This is a genomic window from Clostridium budayi (assembly GCF_055396605.1).
Window position 1 is genome coordinate 1,396,461 of record NZ_AP042456.1, and the last position, 18,456, is coordinate 1,414,916.

Consider the following 18,456-nt stretch of genomic DNA (forward strand, 5'->3'; position numbering starts at 1 on the left):
TTAATAAATTTTAAGCGTTGGTAGTAAAAAGTGCCAACGCTTTTTATAAAACGGGAGATGAGAATATGTATGGAGAAGATAAGTATGAGCTTAAATCTTTTGTTGAAAATGAAGAATTCTTGATTTGGACAGACTTATTGATTAAATATGAATTTGCTATAGAAGAAATAAGCACTAAAATTAATATATTAAATAATGAGTTTAAGTTGTTACATGATTATAATCCTATAGAACATATAAAAACTAGAGTTAAAAAGCCTAAAAGTATAATACAAAAACTTATAAGTAAAGGATTAGAACCTACACCAGAGAATATTACGGATAATATTAAAGACATAGCTGGAGTTAGAATAATATGTTCATTTACAGAAGATATATATTTAATATTTAATATATTATCTAACCAAGATGATGTTAATGTTATTGAGGTTAAGGATTATATAAAGAACCCTAAAGAAAATGGATATAGAAGTCTACATGCTATAATAACAATACCAGTATTTTTATCTACAGGTACAGTAAATGTTCCTGTAGAGATACAAATAAGAACAATAGCTATGGATTTTTGGGCTAGTCTTGAACATAAAATATATTATAAATACAGAAATAAAACTTTTAATCATATATCAGATGAGCTTAAAGAATGTGCAGATATGATAACTATTTTAGATGATAAAATGGTTGATATAAGAAAAGAAATAGAGAAGTTGCCTAAAAATTAATATAATAAGATAAAAAAGATGAGAATTAAAATTCTCATCTTTTTAATATATTATTTAGTAGTTACATTACATGCACCGTGGTCAATATTTCTAAAGTCTATTTCTCCGAACATAGCTTTTGCAAAAGTATCACCAAAGTTTCTAGCTTCTTCTAATTGTTCTTCTGAAGCTCTAAACTTAACACGGAATCCTGGATGAATTAATTTCATTCTTAATTCTTCTAATCTACTTTCTATTCTAGGAACAGCTTCTCCGCTCCATCCGTATGATCCAAATGCAGCAGCATATTTTTGACCGTGAATTACTGGATTTAAGTTAGCTAAAAGCATTCTAACTGGTGGTAGTAATTCATTTACTATAGTAGGTGAACCGAATAATAATCCATCTGAAGATTCAATATCACTTAATATTTCTGCTGTTTCATGTTTTATTATATCGTACATTTTAACTTCAACATTATGATTTCTCTTAATACCTTCTTTAATAGCCTTTGCTAATTCTTCAGTATATCCATAAGCTGATACATAAGAAATAGTTACTTTTTTGTCTGCATTTATATCTGCTTTCTTTGGAGTACTCCATTCTTTATAAGTATTAACAATTTCCCATGGATTTTCTCTTAAGATAGGACCGTGGCCTGGACAAATAACATCGATATTTAAATCTTTAATTTTATCTATAGCTTTTAAAACGAAAGGCTTAAATGGTCCCATTATACAGTCATAGTAATATCTTAAAGCTTCGTAATAACTATCTTTATCAGTTATTAAGTCATTAAACATTTCTTCACTTGAGAAGTGACTTCCAAATGAATCACAAGTTATTAAAACATTATCTTCTACAACATATGTGTACATTGAATCTGGCCAATGTAAAAATGGAGCAGAAATGAATTTTAATGTTTTATTACCAAGAGAAATTTCATCACCATCTTTTACAATTATATGATCGAAATCTCTATTGATAATTTCTTTTAAGAAAGTAATAGCTTGCATTGAACCTACAACTTTAGCATGAGGAGCAAGTTCTAATATCTTTCCAACTGAACCTGCATGATCTGGTTCTGTATGGTCTACGATTATATAATCGATTTCTGCTGGATTAGTCTCTATACTTTCAAGTGTTTTTAAATATTCATCAAAACATCTTTCTTTTACAGTTTCAAATAATGCAGTTTTTTCACTACCTTTTACTACATATGAATTATAAGTAGTTCCGTATGGAGTGTACATTATAATATCGAATACTCTTAGTCCTGGATCTAATGCACCTACCCAGTAAATATCTTTTTTTACTTCTAAATACTTCATCTATAACACCTCTCAAGAATAATTAATTTCAATAAATAACAATTATTATTTCACTATTTATGATAACAAAAAAATTCTCTAAAGTAAATGAATTTCCATAAATAATTAGATAAAATTGCTAAAATATCATATACTTTTATTATAGTCTTTTATTTATAAAATATTTATAGGTAAAGTATTAAAAATATTAAATTTACATTAACTAACAATTAAATTTAATTTAGTTATATAAGGAGAAGTGAAATTTACAATGGGTTACAAAAATGCAATGAAATACATAAAAGAAGTAGGTAATTTCGGATCAAATTATGGATTAGAAAGAACTGAGAGATTATTAGAATTATTAGGAAATCCACATAAGAAGATTAAAGTTATTCATGTTGCAGGAACTAATGGAAAAGGTTCAACTACATCTATGATAGCATCAATGCTTATAAATGAAGGATTTAAAACAGGAATGTATACATCACCTTTCTTAGAAGAATTTGAGGAAAGAATACAAATAGATAGGAAAAATATAAGCAGAGAAGATCTTTCTACATATGTAGAACTTATTAAGGAAGCTGTAGATAAGGTTATTGAAGAAGGGTATACTCATCCTACTGAATTTGAAATTATAACATGTATAATGTTTAAATATTTTTATGATAGAAAAGTAGATTATGCAGTTGTTGAAGTTGGTCTTGGCGGAAGACTAGATTCCACAAATGTAGTAAACCCTGTACTTAGCGTTATAACTTCAATTAGCTTAGATCATACAAATATATTAGGAAACACTATAGAAGAAATAGCAAGAGAAAAGGGTGGAATAATAAAAGAAAATACACCACTTATTTTATATCCACAAGAAAAAAGAGAGGCTAGAGATGTTTTAAGTAAAATATGCCATGAAAAATCATCACAGATTTATGAAGTGAAAAGAGAAAATGCTGAATTAATAGATATAAATAATAAAGAATTTTATCAAAGAATAAAAGTAAATGGATTAAATAAAGAGTATGAAATAAATTTAAAATTACTTGGAGAACATCAAATTATAAATTGCATGGTTGCTTTAACTGCAGTAGAAGTATTATCTAAGATAGAAGGTTTTAAGCTAAATAATATAGAAAAAGGTATAGAAAGGGCTATATGGAAAGGAAGACTAGAAGTTTTAAATAAAAAACCTTTAATAGTTATAGATGGTGCACATAATATACAAGGAATAAAAAGCCTTAAAGAAAATGTAGAAAAATATTTTAACTACAATAATATGCATTTATTAATTGGCATACTTGCAGATAAGCAAGTTGAAGATATGATAAATGAAATAGTACCTCTTAGTAGTGATGTTGTAGCACTTACTCCAAATAGTTATAGAGCTGAGCTTGCAAGTGAACTCGAAAAAGAAATTTATAAAGTGAACAAAGATGTTAAGAGTTTTGAAAGCTATAAAGAAGGATTTTTAAGTGCATATAAAAAGGCAAAAGAAGAGGATATGATTTTAGTTACAGGTTCTTTATATATGATTGGAGAAATGAGAGGAATAATAAATAATATAATAAAAGAAAATATCTAAATAAAAAAGATATCTCTTAATTAAAGTGGTCCCTATGTCAAGGACATTTTAAAAAAGAGAGTCAAGATGCTAAAAGCTGATTTCTGTATTGAACAGGAGTCAGCTTTTTTAAATTCCATTGACAACGATCATTGTTATAATAATCAATATAATCATCTATAACTAATTGTAATTCTTCTAGGCTATAGCAACATTTGTAATTAATTTCATCTTTCATGTGTCCAAAAAATGATTCCTGCGGAGCATTATCCCAGCAATTTCCGCGCCTGGACATAGATTGTCCAAGATTTTTAGATTTCAAAAGTTTTTGAAATGTTGGACTTGTATAATGACTACCTTGATCTGAATGGATAAAGGCATCTTCGGCTAATTTTACCTTAGAATTTGTAATTAACTTATGTATCGTATTTGTAACGATATCTAAAGTTATCCTATCTGATAAATTATAAGCTAATATCTCATTTGTTGAAGCATCTTTGATGGTAGACAAATAAGCCATATTAGAATTTGAATATGGCAAATATGTAATATCTGTAAGTAATACCTTACCTGGCACTTTTTGCTTAAAGTTCCTATTGAGTAAATTTGGAACTACAGTATGTTCCTTTGTAGCTTTAGCTATACGCTTATACGGATTAGGTTTTCTAATTGGACAAATTATATTAAATTTTCTCATTATCCTTTGTATACGCTTTCTGCTATAAATAATATTGAATCTTTCTTTTAAGATCATTTTAATAGATCTTGATCCCTTTTTATATCCTCTATAATTGAAAGCCTTTAAAACATTATTTTTAATTATTTCATCTTGCTTTTCACGATTTTTACGATTATTTTTAGACTTTAAATAATTATAGTAACCGGAACGTGAAACATTTGCCACATTGCATAATTGTTTAATTAAATTTCCTAAAGGTAATTTGTTAGCTAGTGACTCTATTAGTCTAAATGCTTGTGCTGCTATTACTTTACTTTTTTTCACCTGCCTTTCTTGCAGCTCTAATTTTTTTAATAATTCTATCTCAGCCTTTAGATATTCAATTTCAGCATTTTGTCTTGATATTATTTCATCTTTAGTAATTTTACGCTTACGCGGACGCCCGCAATTATTCCTTCTAGTATCATCTAATCCTAATACTCCATTATCCTTATATGCTTTTCTCCATCTTGATCCTGCACAATCTACGCGACGCATCCCAATAATATCTACATCAAATCCAGCTTCTTCAAAGATAACTCTTGAAGTCTTGCCTTTACTAGATTCAGCAATGAAATGTATTTTAAATTCATTGGTATAGGTTATTGATTTTTCACTTACCTTATTAACATATTTATTCTTTGATAATTTAACTATTTCATCCTTTGAAAATCTTATTTTACTCATAACTAATCCACCTCATAAATTTATTGTACAAAAAAGAACCTATATAGATAGACTCTTTTTTATAAGTGTCCATCTTATAGGTTCCAGTTTAAATTAAGAGATATCTTTTATTTTAAGCATTTTTAATTTCTTTTAAAGCTTTAGATAATTGATCAGGACATGATGTATCTTTACTACCACATTTTATTCCTGAAAGTTTTTCTATAGCATCATCTATATTCATACCTTTTACTAATTGAGAAATACCAAAAAGATTTCCAGGACATCCTCTAACAAACTCAACTGATTTTATAGTATCTCCTTCAACATCAATATGTATTTCTGTAGAGCAAACTCCGCTTGTTTTATAAGTATACATAAAAACCTCCAAATAATAAATCATTTTACTACAATTATTATACTTTGAATGTTATAAGAAATAAAGGGAATATTGTCGCTAAAATACTCTTTAATTCATATCATATATGGAGTTATATTCCTAGGAGGTATAATTATGAATAATATTTACGTTTGTAATGGAAAAGATAATTCTATATCAAAAATTAATATTGAAGATATGAGTTTTGAAAAACTATACCTAGGAATGAATGGAAGGTTTAATTCCCCTAAAGAGATAGATATAGAGGGAGAAGTTCTAGTAGTAGCTAATGGCTATGAAAACACAATAAGTGTCCTTAATATGGATGAATTTAAGGAAATCTATTGTGAGTATATAGGTGCTAAGCCAGTTGATGCAAAAATATATAAGAATTATGCTTATATACTATGTAATGAGTCTAATTCTATATTGCTCTATGACTTAAAAAATAGGAGCACTATTTTAACAATTCCTTCAGGAAATTGCCCTCAGAATATAGCTATGGATAAAGAGAGAAAAAAGTTATTTGTAACTAATTTACTTGATAATTCAGTATCTATAATTGACATGAAAGAAAATGTAAATATAGAATCAATACACACTGAAAAATATCCTTTAAGGGTTAAAATATCAAAAGATAAGGGGTTCTTTTTTATTTTAGAGAGTTCTTTAGAAGAGAACGGAGAAGATTATATTAGTATTTATAAATTAGATGATTTTAGTTTAGTTAAAAGACTCAAGTCAGGCTATATACCGATAGATATATATGAGGATACTAATTATTTTTATGTATTAAATATTGGTGATGGTACTATAAATAAAATTAACTTAAAAAATAAATCAGAAGATAAGACTATATTTGTAGGTGGAATACCAGACAAAATAGAAAAAAATAATAATAATTTTTTTATAACTGATTCTATTAATAAAAAAGTATATATTTTAGATGAATATTTAAATAAACAAAAAATCATTACACTAGGAATATAGCCTAATGTAATGATTTTAGTTAATTCAAATCATCAAATAATAAATTAATAATTTGGTTATATATTTCTGAAGGATTTTCTTGCCACTTATTGCAAAGATGAGTGGCTTGTTTTTTTGTAGGAACTGATAATTTAAGTTCTATTAAAGGTGATTCATCTTCAAGTGCCTTAACATCTACAATAAAAGTATCATTTTCTCCTAATGTGTAATCACTATGTATTGTTAACTCTTTTTTTATTAAATCTATGTGAGATTTAATATATTCATTAATAAGTGAAATCTTAGACGGAGATATTCTGTCTTTAAAGAATGATAATACATTATCACCTTTTTGTGTAAGGTGCAATAAATTTTTATCCATTACTTCTGAATACTCAATAAATTGTGCTTCTTCAAGCTCATTTACATATTGTTGCAGAGTGAAGTAATTAATAAAACTATTTTCAAGCACTATTTCAGTGAGTTGTGTATTAGAAATAGGCTGTTTTAATGTTTTTAGAATATATAAAAGTAATAATTTATTTTCTGCTAATTCTAATGAACTCTCTTTGTACATCTTAAAGCCTCCATTTTATTTAGATATATATTAATAATTATAGCATAAAATCAAAAAGAATAAATATAGTGGAATTAAATAAAATGTAAAGGAATATAATTAAATTAGATTAATAATAGGAGTTATGTTTTGAGAAGGAATAGAAAAGGTAGAGTAGTAGTAATATTAAGTTTAGTAGCATTAATGATGGTTTATGTAGTGTTTTCAGCTGTTTTTAGAAGTAAAGATCTACAAACTAGTATAGATAAAAATGAGAAAAGTTTACCTATACATTCTGTAGATACACAAAATAAAGAAGTTGCATTAAGTTTTGATGTTAATTGGGCAGAAAAAGAGTATTTATATGACATATTAAACATATTAGATAAATATAATATAAAGGCAACATTCTTTGTTATGGGAAAATGGATTGCTTTTTCAGATGAAAATGCAGAAAAATTAAAAAAGATAAAGGAAGGTGGTCATGAAATCGGAAATCACAGTTATCTTCATCCAAATTTCTCTAGGATAAGTAATGAAAAAATTGAAGATGAAGTTAAAAAGACAGATGAACTTATAGAAAGCATTACTAAAGAAAAAACAAAACTTTTTAGATTTCCAAGTGGTGATTATAATGAAAGGGCAGCTAAAAAGATATATGAACTTGGATATATACCAATTCAATGGGATGCAGACTCTGTAGATTGGAAAGAAGACGGTGAAAATGTTGAGTATGAAAGAGTAAAGAAAAAAATAAAAAATGGTTCAATAACTTTATTTCATAATAATGCAAAACATACACCTAAAAATCTAGAAAAACTTATAAAAGAACTTAAAAGTGAAGGTTATGAATTCAAAAAAATAGGAGATATGATCTATAAAGAAGATTTTAATATTGACTCTTCAGGTACACAACATAAAAATTTATAATTTATATTGAAAATTGAATAAATTATGTATTATAATGGAAATGTACTTGTGGGGGTCATTCAAATTTATATAAGGTTAGTTTATTACAAAGGGAGAGAGGGGTTACAATGGATAATTTAATGTTAAACAACAAAATTTATCTTGAAGGAAAGGTAGTATCAGAATTAGAGTATAGCCATGAGATGTATGGGGAAGGATTTTACACATTTGGTCTTGAAGTACAAAGGTTAAGTGATTCAGTAGATTTACTTAATGTAACTGTTTCAGAAAGATTAATAGCAGGATTTGATATAAGTATAGGCAAAGAAGTAATAGTAGAAGGCCAACTTAGATCATATAATAAATTCTTAGAAGGTTCAAACAAATTAATCCTTACAGTATTTGCAAGAAATATAGAACCTTGCATCGAGAAGAGTAAAAATCCTAATGAAATATTCTTAGATGGATATATATGTAAAGAGCCTGTTTATAGAACTACACCATTTGGTAGAGAAATTGCAGACGTTTTACTTGCAGTAAACAGAGCTTATAATAAATCTGATTACATTCCAACTATAGCTTGGGGAAGAAACTCAAGATTTTGTAAAACTTTAGAAGTTGGAGATAATATAAAGGTATGGGGTAGACTACAAAGTAGAGAATATCAAAAGAAGATATCAGACACAGAAGTAGTTAAGAAAGTAGCTTACGAAGTATCAATTTCTAAAATGGAAAGATCAAAGAAAGAAGACGACGCTCACACAGAACATGAAGAAGGTGCAGTATAAAATTTAAATATTGTATATAAAAAAGGTATTTGAAAAATTTCAAATACCTTTTTAAATTTATAATTATTTTCTTAAGTCATCAAGTAGTTGAGTTTTATCTTTAGTCTTATCATCAACTGACTTTATTATTTTTGCTGGTGAACCTGCAACAACAACTCCAGCTGGAACATCTTCTGTTACAACAGAACCTGCAGCAACAACTGATCCTTCTCCAACTTTAACACCTTCTAAAATAACAGCATTAGCTCCTATTAATGCATTATCACCAATTTCACAAGGTGACTTGCTAGGTGGTTCTAAAACTCCTGCAACAACAGCTCCAGCACCTAAGTGAACATTTTTACCAAGCTTTCCACGAGCACCTATTACAGCGTTCATATCAACCATTGTTCCTTCACCGATTTCAGCACCTATATTTATAACAGCCCCCATCATTATAACTGCGTTTTTACCAATGGAAACTCTGTCACGAATTATAGCACCTGGCTCAATTCTAGCTTCAACCTCAAGAATGTCAAGCATAGGAATTGCTGAGTTTCTTCTATCATTTTCTATTCTAAAATGTTTTATTAAATGTTTATTATCTAAAATAACTTTAGAAATTAAATCAGATTCCCCGATTAATATGTAGAAACCGTTAGCTCCATACCATTCAATTTCTTCTAAATTTGCATTACTTAAATCACCATTTACATATACTTTAACTGGTGTTGATTTCTTTGATTCTTTAATAAATCTTGCTATTTCATATGGATCTGTAAAATTATATTCCATAGTATCATCCCTTCTGCTTTTAAATATGTAATAATTTTATTATAATAAAAAATGTTCTCAATTAAAAGGGGTTATAATAAAAAGTCTAAAATTTGCTAGTTATATAATATTAATGTAGAATATTTTAAAAGAATTATTTAAATTAATTAGTCATATTTTAATATCTTATAAAAAAGAGAAGGAAAGTGAATAAAAATGAATAATAGAGTGAAATCTGTTGAAATTTCAGGAATAAGAAAGTTTTATAATAAAGTTATAAAGGTAGAGAATGCAATATCTTTAACTTTAGGTCAGCCTGATTTTGATATGCCAGAAGGCGTTAAAGAAGGAATACTAAAAGCATTAGAAGAAAATAAAACAACATATACTCAAAATGCTGGGTTAGTGGAACTTAGAGAAGAGATAAGTAAGTATTTAAAAACACTTTGTGTAAATTATGATAAAGATGAGCTTTGTATAACTGTTGGTGGAAGCGAAGGTATATTTATAACATTTATGGCCTTACTAAATGAAGGAGATAAAGTCTTAATACCATCTCCTGCATATCCAGCTTATGAAAGTATAGTAACTATGCTAGGTGGAGATATAGTAAACTATGAGCTAAATAATGATTTTACAGTTAATGTAGAAAAGATAAAAGAGAAGTTTAATAAAGAAAAATGTAAGTATTTAGTTTTATCATTCCCTACGAATCCAACAGGTGCTATATTAGATAAAAAAGGAAGAGATGAATTAATAGAATTCATAAAAAATGAAGATATAATCGTAATTACAGATGAAATATATGCATCTATTATATATGATGATTATTATTCTGTAGCACAAGATGAAGGTATTAAAGAAAAGGTAATTTATATAAGTGGATTTTCAAAAATGTTTTCTGCAACAGGACTTAGGGTTGGTTATATAGGATGTAGCAAAGAAATAATGAATGAAATAATGAAAGTCCATCAATATGGAGTTTCTTGCGCAACTTCAATAGCTCAATATGGAATGATAAGTGGTCTTAGAAATTCAATGAGTGATGTTAAGAAAATGAAGGAAGAGTTTTATAATAGAAAAATATATGTTTTAGATAGACTTAAAAAAATGGAAGTTGAAGTTGTAGATCCAAAGGGTGCTTTTTATGTATTCCCATCAATAAAGAAGTTTAATATGACTTCAGATGAGTTTTGTGAAAAACTTTTAAATAAAGAGAAAGTTGCTTGCGTACCGGGTAGTGCATTTGGAAAGCTTGGGGAAGGGTATATTAGAATATCTTATTGTTACTCAAAAGAAGAACTTGAACTTGCTTTAGATAAATTAGAAAAATTTATAAAAGAACTATAAAATAAAAAGACAACTTTAAAAGTTGTCTTTTTATTTATACGTGGATGAACAAAAAATGAAAGTGGATTTATATAATCCTTCAAATATGTCTTTAAATGCAATTAATATGTATGTATACCTTCTGAATATAAAATATTATCTTATATATCCTTCAAGATGTATTTGTGAAACGGACAAAATTGGAAAAATGTACAAAATATATTTACATAAATTAACAGAAAAAATAATTGATAGATAAAAAAACACATAAAAAATTTTTATTATATAAAATGTTGATATAAATATTAAATTACCATAAACTGTTTAAAATAGTTTATGTAAACGTATTCTAAAAAGCAATAAATTTTTATTAAATTAATAAAAATATTCAAGAATTAGTTGATATATTATCAAAAAGTAAGCTCCCAGATTAACATTATTCTTTGACAAACGGAATATATATAATATAATTAATAATAAACAATATTGTATATATATGTAAATAGAATGGGGGGTATTAATATGTTAAAGTACATAGGAAAAAGAATTATAACTAGTATAATAACAATTTGGGTAGTAATTACATTAACATTTTTCCTAGTTCGTTTAATGCCTGGTGGACCTTTTGAAGGAGATAAAATAACACCAGAAATTAAAGCAAATCTAGAAGCAAAATATGGATTAGACAAGCCTTTGAGTGAGCAGTACACAATATATCTTAAAAACTTATTAAAAGGTGACCTTGGAGAGTCAATGCAATATAGAGGAAGGCAAGTATCAGATACTATAAAATCAGGTTTTCCAAATTCAGCTAAACTTGGACTTGTTGCAATTATTTTTTCAATGGTAGTAGGAATAGGACTTGGAATAATAGCTGCTCTTAAAGCAAATAAATGGCCTGATAAGGTATGTATGTTTATTGCGACACTTGGAATTACAATACCAAGCTTTGTGTTAAGTGCAATACTTATATACATATTTGCAAGTAAACTAAAAATCTTACCTACAACAGGATTTACAGGATGGAAAAACTATATTATGCCCGTTATAGCTCTTGCAGGTAGTTCAATGGCATTTATAACTAGACTTACAAGAAGTAAGCTTTTAGACGTTTTAAAATCAGATTATATAAGAACAGCAAAAGCAAAAGGACTTTCAAAGAAAACTGTAATTTTAAAACATGCTTTAAGAAATTCACTTATTCCAGTTGTAACTTATTTAGGACCTTTAGTTGCTGGAATAATGACAGGAAGCTTTGTTGTTGAAAAAATATTCGGAATTCCAGGGCTTGGAAATGAATTTGTATCTACAGTTTCAGGTAGAGATTATACAGCTCTTCTTGGAGTTATAGTTTTCTATAGTACTCTTGTAGTTGTTTGTAACTTAATAGTTGATATTTTATATGTAGTTATAGATCCTAGAATAAAACTAGATAATATGGAAGGTTAGGAGGAGAATTTTATGGAAAATGATATGCAATTAAATAAGGACTTATTTACTCCTCTAAGAGAAGATGAGAAAAATTTTAAAGAAGTATTAAGACCAAGTGTTGGTTATTGGAAAGATGCTTGGAGAAGATTAAAAAGCAATAAGGTTGCGTTAATATCATTAATAATAATTATATTAGTAGCTATATTTGCTATAGTTACACCTATAGTTTCTAAATATGCTTATGATCAAACAGATTTAACTATTACTAATGCTAAGCCATCAATGGAACATTGGATGGGAACAGATAAGCTTGGTAGAGATCTTTTTGTAAGACTTGCATATGGAGCTAGATACTCATTAATAATTGGTATAGCAGCTGCAATTATAAATTTAGTTATTGGAGTTGTCTATGGAGGAATTGCAGGGTTCTTTGGAGGAACAATTGATAATATAATGATGAGAATTGTTGATGTATTATATTCAATTCCTTCAATAATATATGTTGTATTACTTATGGCTTTATTTAAGGAAGCAAATATTGGGGGATCAGGGCTTATGCCTATAATACTAGCCCTTTCAATATCTTACTGGGTTGGAATGGCAAGAATAGTTAGAGGTGATATACTTCAGCTTAAACAACAGGAGTTTGTACTTGCAGCAAGAACTTTAGGAGCTTCAAAATTTAGAATTTTATTTAAACATTTAATACCAAACTGCGTTGGATCAATTATAGTTACAATGACACTTTTAGTTCCATCTGCAATATTTACAGAAGCATTTTTAAGCTTTTTAGGACTTGGTATAAATGCTCCACTTGCATCTCTTGGAACTCTTTGCAATGATGCAATGTCAGCTATATATTTATACCCATATCAATTATTCTTCCCATCACTTGCAATATGTTTAATTATACTTTCATTTAATATGCTAGGTGATGGATTAACTGAGGCATTAGATCCAAAACATCAAAAGTAGGAGGGGTTAAAATGAGTAAATTAATAGATGTTAAAAATTTAAGAACCTCCTTTAAAACACATATGGGAGATGTTCAAGCAGTACGTGGAGTTTCATTTTATGTAGATAAAGGAGAGGCTATAGGAGTAGTTGGTGAATCAGGTTGTGGAAAATCAGTAACTATGATGTCAATTATGAGGCTTTTATCAGAAAATGGAAGAGTAGTAGATGGTGAGGTTATATTTGGAGATAGAGATATAACAAAAATATCAGAAAAGGAAATGGAAGGCATAAGGGGAAATGAAATAGGAATGATATTCCAAGATCCTATGACTTCATTAAATCCACTTTTCACAATAGGAGATCAGCTTATAGAACCATTAATTAAACATAGAAAATATACTAAAAAGAAGGCTTGGGAAACAGCAGTTAAAATGTTAGATACAGTAGGTATTCCAAGTCCAGAAAAAAGAATGAAGCAATACCCTCATGAATTTTCAGGCGGTATGAGACAAAGGGCAATGATTGCCATGAGTTTGATATGTGAACCAAACCTTATAATTGCAGATGAGCCTACAACAGCACTAGATGTTACAATACAAGCTCAAATTTTAGATTTAATGAAAGATTTAAAAGAAAAGGTTAATAGTTCAATAATTCTTATAACACATGATTTAGGAGTTGTAGCAGACCTTTGCACTAGAATATATGTAATGTATGGTGGAATTGTTGTTGAAGAAGGTAGTGATAAGGAGATTTTCTATAATCCAAGACATCCATATACGTGGGGACTTTTAAAATCAGTTCCTAATCCTAAAAGTGGAGTTAAAGAAAAATTAATTCCGATTGAAGGACAACCACCAGATTTATTAAATCCACCAGTTGGATGTCCTTTTGCGGCAAGATGTGATTATGCTATGAAGATTTGTCTTGAAAAGCAACCTCCATTATTTAACATAAAAGAAGGTCACAATGCTGCATGTTGGCTTTGTCATGAAAATGCACCGAAAGTAAAAGCACCTGTTGGGAAGGAGGCATAAAAATAGATGAAAGAAAAAGAAGTAGTTTTAGAAGTTAAAAATCTATGTAAGTTTTTCCAAGCAAAAAGAAAATTATTTGGAGATCCAAGTTATGTTAAAGCTGTAGATGATGTATCTTTTACAATAAATAAAGGAGAAACTTTAGGGCTTGTTGGAGAATCAGGTTGTGGTAAGACAACTACAGGAAGAACTATTCTAAAACTTTATAATCCGACAAGTGGACAAATAATTTTTAATGGACAAGATATTACAAAATTAAATGAAAAAGAAATGATTCCTTTAAGAAGAAAGATGCAAATGATTTTCCAAGACCCATATGCATCACTTAATCCAAGAATGACAGTTGGTGATATTATTGGGGAGGCAATTGATATTCATGGATTATATAAAGGCAAAGAAAGAGAAGATAGAATTAGATATCTTTTAGATAAAGTTGGTCTTAATGGAAGCCATATAAATAGATATGCACATGAATTTTCAGGAGGTCAAAGACAAAGAATTGGTATCGCAAGGGCACTTGCAGTTGAGCCTGATTTTATTGTATGTGATGAGCCGATTTCAGCACTTGATGTTTCAATTCAAGCGCAAGTTATAAATATGCTTGAGGAACTGCAAGAAGAACTTGGACTTACTTACTTATTTATAGCTCATGACCTTTCAATGGTTAAACATATTTCAACTCATATTGGGGTAATGTATTTAGGAAAAATGGTTGAAAAAGGACCAAGTGATGATGTTTATTTAAATCCAAAACATCCATATACTAAGGCACTTTTATCAGCAGTTCCAATTCCAGATCCAGACCTTGCAAAATCAAATAAAAGAATAGTTTTAGAAGGGGATATTCCATCTCCTATAGATCCAAAACCTGGATGTAGATTTAAAGGCAGATGCAAATATGCAAAAGAAATATGCCAAAATGTTGATCCAGAAGTTAAAGAGGTTGAGCCAGGACATTTTGTAGCTTGCCATTTATATTAATAGTTATTAATTCATTAATTTGAATTATATATAAAATATTAAGGGGGAAAAGAGATGAAAAATAGCAAAATCAAAAAGATTTGTGCGCTTTTACTAACTGCAGTACTTGGAACATCAGTATTAGCTGGTTGCGGTGGCAGTGATTCAAGCAGCGGAAGTAGTGAGCAGAATTTAATCCATAACCTAGGAACAGAGGTAAAAACAATAGATCCAGCGCTTAATAATGCTGTAGATGGTTCAATTGTAATTGCTAATGCCTTTGAAGGTTTATACAGAATGGATGAAAACTTAAAACCTGCACCAGGTGTTGCAGAAAGCTATACTGTATCTGACGATAAATTAGTTTATACATTTAAACTAAGAAAAGATGCTAAGTGGTCAGATGGAAAGGAAGTAACTGCTGAAGATTTTAAATACTCATGGACTAGAGCATTAGATCCAAAAGTTGCAGCAGATTATGCATTCCAATTATACTATATTAAAGGTGCAGAAGAATTTAATACAGGAAAAGGTAAAGCTGAGGATTTAGGTATAAAGGTTGTAGATCCTCAAACTTTAGAAGTTACACTTAAAAATCCAACACCATATTTCTTAGAACTTACAGCATTCCCAACATATATGCCAGTTAGAAAAGACATTGTTGAAGCAAATAAAGATACATGGACTCAAAAGGCTGATACTTATGTTTCAAATGGACCATTTAAAATGACTAATTATACTATGAAAGATTCATATGAATTTGTTAAAAATGATAACTATTGGAATAAAGATTCAGTAAAATTAGATAAATTAACTTTCAAAATGCTTGCTGATGAAACAGCAGCGTATGCAGCAGTTAAAAATGGGGAAATGCATGTTTCAGATAAAGTTCCTTCTGTAGAAATAGAAAAAGGAAAAGAAGAAGGCTTAGTTCAAATCTTTGATCAATTAGGAACTTACTTCTATGCTATAAATGTAAATAATCATGCTGATAAATTAGATTCAAAAGTTAGAGAAGCATTAAGCAAAAAAGAAGTTAGACAAGCACTTAATTTAGCTATAAATAGAGAACAAATAGTTAAAGAAGTAGCTAAAGGTGGTCAAGTTCCAGCTTGGAGTTTTGTTCCAAAGGGAATAAAGAGTGAAGATGGAAAAGAATTTGCAGATAAAAAATACTGGACTCCAGAAGATAATGATGGAAATATAGCTAAAGCTAAAGAGTTATTAGCAAAAGCAGGTTATAAAGATGGTAAGGGATTACCAGAATTTGAATTAGCTTATAACACAGATGAAGGAAATAAGGCAATCGCAGAAGCTATCCAACAAATGTGGGCTAAAATTGGAGTTAAAGTTAAACTTACTAATCAAGAATGGGCAGTATTCCAAGATGCAAGAAAAAATGGTAACTATCAAATTGCAAGACATGGATGGGTTGGAGATTACTTAGATCCAATGACATTCTTAGATATGTGGATGACTGGTCTTGGTAATAATGACCCTAAATTCTCAAGTAAAGAATATGATGAATTAATAAGAAAAGCTATGAATGAAACAGATGTAGCTAAGAGAAAAGAAGCTTTAAGACAAGCTGAAGATATATTAATGGAAGAAATGCCAATTATCCCAATTTACTACTACACTCAAGTTAAAGCTGTAGATAAGAAAGTAAAAGGATTTGTAGTTTCACCACTAGGTCAAGTATACTACGATAAAGCATATCTTGAATAAAATATAAAAATAAAAAAGAATGGTAGAAAATTTCTACCATTCTTTTTTATTATAGTCCGATTACATCATCCATGTTGTAAAGACCAGGTTTTTTTATATTGCCCATATATTCACATGCTTTTAAAGCACCAACTGCAAATACTTCTCTAGAAATAGCTTTGTGAGAAAGTTCTATAACTTCACCAGTTCCAGCAAATATTACATCGTGATCTCCAACTATAGAGCCACCTCTAACTGCATGGATTCCTATTTCTTCTTTTTCACGCTTGTGTGAACCAGATCTTCCATAAACATATTTAGTTTCATCTTTTAATGAATCTTTAATTGTGTCTGCTAAAAGAAGAGCAGTACCACTTGGAGCATCTACTTTTTGATTGTGATGCTTCTCGATAATTTCTATATCGTAATTTCCATATAAAAGAGGAGCTACTTTCTTAAGTAGAGAATTTATTAAATTAATACCAAGTGACATGTTAGCTGATCTAAATAGTGGAAGAGTTTTGCTCTTTTCATCTATAAGTTTAAGATCTTCATCTGAAAATCCTGTTGAACAAATCACAAGAGGTTTTTTTGTTTTTTCTGTAAGTTCTAATAATCCTTTTAAAGCATCAGCTCTAGAAAAATCAAGTAAAACATCGTAATCTATATCAACATCAGAAGGAGATTTAAAAACTTTATAAGGTGAATTTTCTTTAGGGAATGAATCAATACCAGCTACGATTTCAAGATCTTTAAAATCTTTTGATATATTTGTAATTACAGTTCCCATCTTTCCAGAACATCCATTTAATATAACTTTAATCATCTTTTAATATCTCCTTATATTAATTTATATTTCTTTAGTGTGTTTTCTAAATCTAATTTTAATTTATCATCCATTTCATATAATGGAAGTCTTAAAGGACCAACATTACATCCCATTAAATTAAGAGCTGTCTTAACAGGAATTGGATTAGTTTCTAAAAATAATGCATTTGCAAGTTCTAAAGTATCAATTTGAATTTTAGAAGCTTCTTTGCATTTACCATCTAAATACATTCTAGTCATGCTATGAACTTCTTTTGGAATTACATTTGCAAGAACTGATATAACCCCTTTTCCGCCAAGAGACATTATAGGAATTATTTGATCATCATTTCCTGAATATATATCTATAGAATCACCACATAAAGCTTTCATTTCAGCAATTTGACTTAAGTTTCCACTAGCTTCTTTAATTGCTACAATATTTTTAAGCTTTGAAAGTTCCTTTAAAGTAGAAGGCGTAATATTCATATTTGTTCTACTTGGAACATTATAAAGTATTATTGGAATATTAACTGCATCATTTATAGTTTCAAAATGTTTTAATAATCCTTTGTGATTTGTTTTATTATAGTATGGAGTAATTACAAGTAATGCAGAAACTCCAACACTTTCACAGTATTTAGACATTTCAACAGAAGCTTTTGTATTATTTGAACCACTACCTGCAATTACAGGAATTCTTCCATTTATAACGTCTACTGTGAATTTAATTACAGATTTTTTTTCTTCTAAAGTCATAGTAGTAGCTTCTCCTGTAGTACCACATATAACTATAGCATCGGTTCCTTCTTTTACATGCCATTCTAGAAGTTCTTTTAATTTATCGTAATCTACTGAGTCATTGGTAAATGGTGTAACTATTGCAACACCTGAACCTTCAAATATTGTCATATTTAAAAT

At 28.7% G+C, this 18,456-nt stretch carries 18 protein-coding genes; 11 read left to right on the plus strand and 7 right to left on the minus strand.

The features are described from left to right. The first annotated feature begins 65 nt into the window (after nt 1-65). The gene (locus ACZ5TJ_RS06530; RefSeq protein WP_464202118.1) at nt 66-722 is read left to right on the plus strand and encodes a GTP pyrophosphokinase; all 657 of its coding nucleotides are present in this window, start codon (nt 66-68) and stop codon (nt 720-722) included. A 50-nt stretch (nt 723-772) separates the two neighbouring features. On the opposite strand, the gene ACZ5TJ_RS06535 is transcribed toward ACZ5TJ_RS06530, so the two are convergent. Next, nucleotides 773-2,032, minus strand: a complete 1,260-nt coding sequence (locus ACZ5TJ_RS06535) for an FprA family A-type flavoprotein (RefSeq protein WP_464202119.1) — start codon at nt 2,030-2,032, stop codon at nt 773-775. A gap of 250 nt (nt 2,033-2,282) precedes the next feature. Between ACZ5TJ_RS06535 and ACZ5TJ_RS06540 the strand changes: the two genes are divergently transcribed. Beyond that, entirely contained in the window at nt 2,283-3,590 is a 1,308-nt protein-coding gene (locus tag ACZ5TJ_RS06540) for a bifunctional folylpolyglutamate synthase/dihydrofolate synthase (RefSeq protein ID WP_464202120.1), read from the plus strand. A gap of 61 nt (nt 3,591-3,651) precedes the next feature. Here ACZ5TJ_RS06540 and ACZ5TJ_RS06545 read toward each other — a convergent pair whose 3' ends face one another. Both ACZ5TJ_RS06545 and ACZ5TJ_RS06550 read right to left on the minus strand, forming a co-directional pair. Further along, the gene (locus ACZ5TJ_RS06545) at nt 3,652-4,974 is read right to left on the minus strand and encodes an IS3 family transposase (RefSeq protein ID WP_464202121.1); all 1,323 of its coding nucleotides are present in this window, start codon (nt 4,972-4,974) and stop codon (nt 3,652-3,654) included. Between the two features lie 112 nt (nt 4,975-5,086). Further along, the gene (locus tag ACZ5TJ_RS06550; RefSeq protein WP_464202122.1) at nt 5,087-5,332 is read right to left on the minus strand and encodes a TIGR03905 family TSCPD domain-containing protein; all 246 of its coding nucleotides are present in this window, start codon (nt 5,330-5,332) and stop codon (nt 5,087-5,089) included. A gap of 135 nt (nt 5,333-5,467) precedes the next feature. On the opposite strand from ACZ5TJ_RS06550, the gene ACZ5TJ_RS06555 reads away from it, so the two are divergent. Continuing rightward, nucleotides 5,468-6,322, plus strand: a complete 855-nt coding sequence (locus ACZ5TJ_RS06555) for a YncE family protein (protein WP_464202123.1) — start codon at nt 5,468-5,470, stop codon at nt 6,320-6,322. 19 nt (nt 6,323-6,341) lie between these two features. Here the strand turns inward: ACZ5TJ_RS06555 and ACZ5TJ_RS06560 are convergent, their stop codons facing one another. Beyond that, nucleotides 6,342-6,878, minus strand: a complete 537-nt coding sequence (locus tag ACZ5TJ_RS06560; RefSeq protein WP_464202125.1) for a DUF4364 family protein — start codon at nt 6,876-6,878, stop codon at nt 6,342-6,344. Between the two features lie 183 nt (nt 6,879-7,061). On the opposite strand from ACZ5TJ_RS06560, the gene ACZ5TJ_RS06565 reads away from it, so the two are divergent. After that, entirely contained in the window at nt 7,062-7,787 is a 726-nt protein-coding gene (locus tag ACZ5TJ_RS06565; RefSeq protein ID WP_464202291.1) for a polysaccharide deacetylase family protein, read from the plus strand. Between the two features lie 107 nt (nt 7,788-7,894). Beyond that, nucleotides 7,895-8,554, plus strand: coding sequence for a single-stranded DNA-binding protein (locus ACZ5TJ_RS06570; protein ID WP_039316260.1), 660 nt, complete (start codon nt 7,895-7,897; stop codon nt 8,552-8,554). A gap of 63 nt (nt 8,555-8,617) precedes the next feature. On the opposite strand, the gene dapD is transcribed toward ACZ5TJ_RS06570, so the two are convergent. Beyond that, complete coding sequence (gene dapD / locus ACZ5TJ_RS06575; protein ID WP_039316258.1) at nt 8,618-9,328, minus strand: 2,3,4,5-tetrahydropyridine-2,6-dicarboxylate N-acetyltransferase; 711 nt, start codon at nt 9,326-9,328, stop codon at nt 8,618-8,620. A gap of 195 nt (nt 9,329-9,523) precedes the next feature. Between dapD and ACZ5TJ_RS06580 the strand changes: the two genes are divergently transcribed. The 6 genes from ACZ5TJ_RS06580 to ACZ5TJ_RS06605 all read left to right on the plus strand — a co-directional run bounded on the left by ACZ5TJ_RS06580 (nt 9,524) and on the right by ACZ5TJ_RS06605 (nt 16,749). Continuing rightward, nucleotides 9,524-10,657: a pyridoxal phosphate-dependent aminotransferase gene (locus ACZ5TJ_RS06580; RefSeq protein WP_464202127.1), complete on the plus strand. Its 1,134-nt coding sequence runs from the start codon at nt 9,524-9,526 to the stop codon at nt 10,655-10,657. Between the two features lie 501 nt (nt 10,658-11,158). Beyond that, complete coding sequence (locus tag ACZ5TJ_RS06585) at nt 11,159-12,085, plus strand: ABC transporter permease (RefSeq protein ID WP_464202128.1); 927 nt, start codon at nt 11,159-11,161, stop codon at nt 12,083-12,085. Nucleotides 12,086-12,097: 12 nt separating this feature from the next. After that, a complete protein-coding gene (locus ACZ5TJ_RS06590) occupies nt 12,098-13,042 on the plus strand; it encodes an ABC transporter permease (protein ID WP_464202130.1) in 945 nt (314 codons plus the stop codon). 11 nt (nt 13,043-13,053) lie between these two features. Continuing rightward, entirely contained in the window at nt 13,054-14,061 is a 1,008-nt protein-coding gene (locus ACZ5TJ_RS06595; protein WP_464202131.1) for an ABC transporter ATP-binding protein, read from the plus strand. 6 nt (nt 14,062-14,067) lie between these two features. Next, nucleotides 14,068-15,042: an ABC transporter ATP-binding protein gene (locus ACZ5TJ_RS06600; RefSeq protein ID WP_464202132.1), complete on the plus strand. Its 975-nt coding sequence runs from the start codon at nt 14,068-14,070 to the stop codon at nt 15,040-15,042. A 54-nt stretch (nt 15,043-15,096) separates the two neighbouring features. After that, on the plus strand, nt 15,097-16,749 hold the full coding sequence (locus tag ACZ5TJ_RS06605; RefSeq protein WP_464202133.1) for a peptide ABC transporter substrate-binding protein: 1,653 nt from the start codon (nt 15,097-15,099) through the stop codon (nt 16,747-16,749). A gap of 49 nt (nt 16,750-16,798) precedes the next feature. On the opposite strand, the gene dapB is transcribed toward ACZ5TJ_RS06605, so the two are convergent. Together dapB and dapA are read right to left on the minus strand one after the other, a co-directional pair. Continuing rightward, a complete protein-coding gene (gene dapB / locus ACZ5TJ_RS06610; protein WP_464202135.1) occupies nt 16,799-17,554 on the minus strand; it encodes a 4-hydroxy-tetrahydrodipicolinate reductase in 756 nt (251 codons plus the stop codon). A gap of 14 nt (nt 17,555-17,568) precedes the next feature. After that, entirely contained in the window at nt 17,569-18,447 is an 879-nt protein-coding gene (gene dapA, locus ACZ5TJ_RS06615; protein ID WP_464202136.1) for a 4-hydroxy-tetrahydrodipicolinate synthase, read from the minus strand. Nucleotides 18,448-18,456: the final 9 nt, after the last annotated feature.

Coding starts and splice junctions, on each gene's coding strand:
- ACZ5TJ_RS06605 (WP_464202133.1), top strand. CDS start 15,097: ATGAAAAATAGCAAAATCAAAAAGATTTGTGCGCTTTTACTAACTGCA.
- ACZ5TJ_RS06530 (WP_464202118.1), top strand. CDS start 66: ATGTATGGAGAAGATAAGTATGAGCTTAAATCTTTTGTTGAAAATGAA.
- dapD (WP_039316258.1), bottom strand. CDS start 9,328: ATGGAATATAATTTTACAGATCCATATGAAATAGCAAGATTTATTAAA.
- ACZ5TJ_RS06540 (WP_464202120.1), top strand. CDS start 2,283: ATGGGTTACAAAAATGCAATGAAATACATAAAAGAAGTAGGTAATTTC.
- ACZ5TJ_RS06565 (WP_464202291.1), top strand. CDS start 7,062: ATGATGGTTTATGTAGTGTTTTCAGCTGTTTTTAGAAGTAAAGATCTA.
- dapA (WP_464202136.1), bottom strand. CDS start 18,447: ATGACAATATTTGAAGGTTCAGGTGTTGCAATAGTTACACCATTTACC.
- ACZ5TJ_RS06590 (WP_464202130.1), top strand. CDS start 12,098: ATGGAAAATGATATGCAATTAAATAAGGACTTATTTACTCCTCTAAGA.
- ACZ5TJ_RS06570 (WP_039316260.1), top strand. CDS start 7,895: ATGGATAATTTAATGTTAAACAACAAAATTTATCTTGAAGGAAAGGTA.
- ACZ5TJ_RS06560 (WP_464202125.1), bottom strand. CDS start 6,878: ATGTACAAAGAGAGTTCATTAGAATTAGCAGAAAATAAATTATTACTT.
- ACZ5TJ_RS06600 (WP_464202132.1), top strand. CDS start 14,068: ATGAAAGAAAAAGAAGTAGTTTTAGAAGTTAAAAATCTATGTAAGTTT.
- ACZ5TJ_RS06535 (WP_464202119.1), bottom strand. CDS start 2,032: ATGAAGTATTTAGAAGTAAAAAAAGATATTTACTGGGTAGGTGCATTA.
- dapB (WP_464202135.1), bottom strand. CDS start 17,554: ATGATTAAAGTTATATTAAATGGATGTTCTGGAAAGATGGGAACTGTA.
- ACZ5TJ_RS06545 (WP_464202121.1), bottom strand. CDS start 4,974: ATGAGTAAAATAAGATTTTCAAAGGATGAAATAGTTAAATTATCAAAG.
- ACZ5TJ_RS06595 (WP_464202131.1), top strand. CDS start 13,054: ATGAGTAAATTAATAGATGTTAAAAATTTAAGAACCTCCTTTAAAACA.
- ACZ5TJ_RS06585 (WP_464202128.1), top strand. CDS start 11,159: ATGTTAAAGTACATAGGAAAAAGAATTATAACTAGTATAATAACAATT.
- ACZ5TJ_RS06580 (WP_464202127.1), top strand. CDS start 9,524: ATGAATAATAGAGTGAAATCTGTTGAAATTTCAGGAATAAGAAAGTTT.
- ACZ5TJ_RS06555 (WP_464202123.1), top strand. CDS start 5,468: ATGAATAATATTTACGTTTGTAATGGAAAAGATAATTCTATATCAAAA.
- ACZ5TJ_RS06550 (WP_464202122.1), bottom strand. CDS start 5,332: ATGTATACTTATAAAACAAGCGGAGTTTGCTCTACAGAAATACATATT.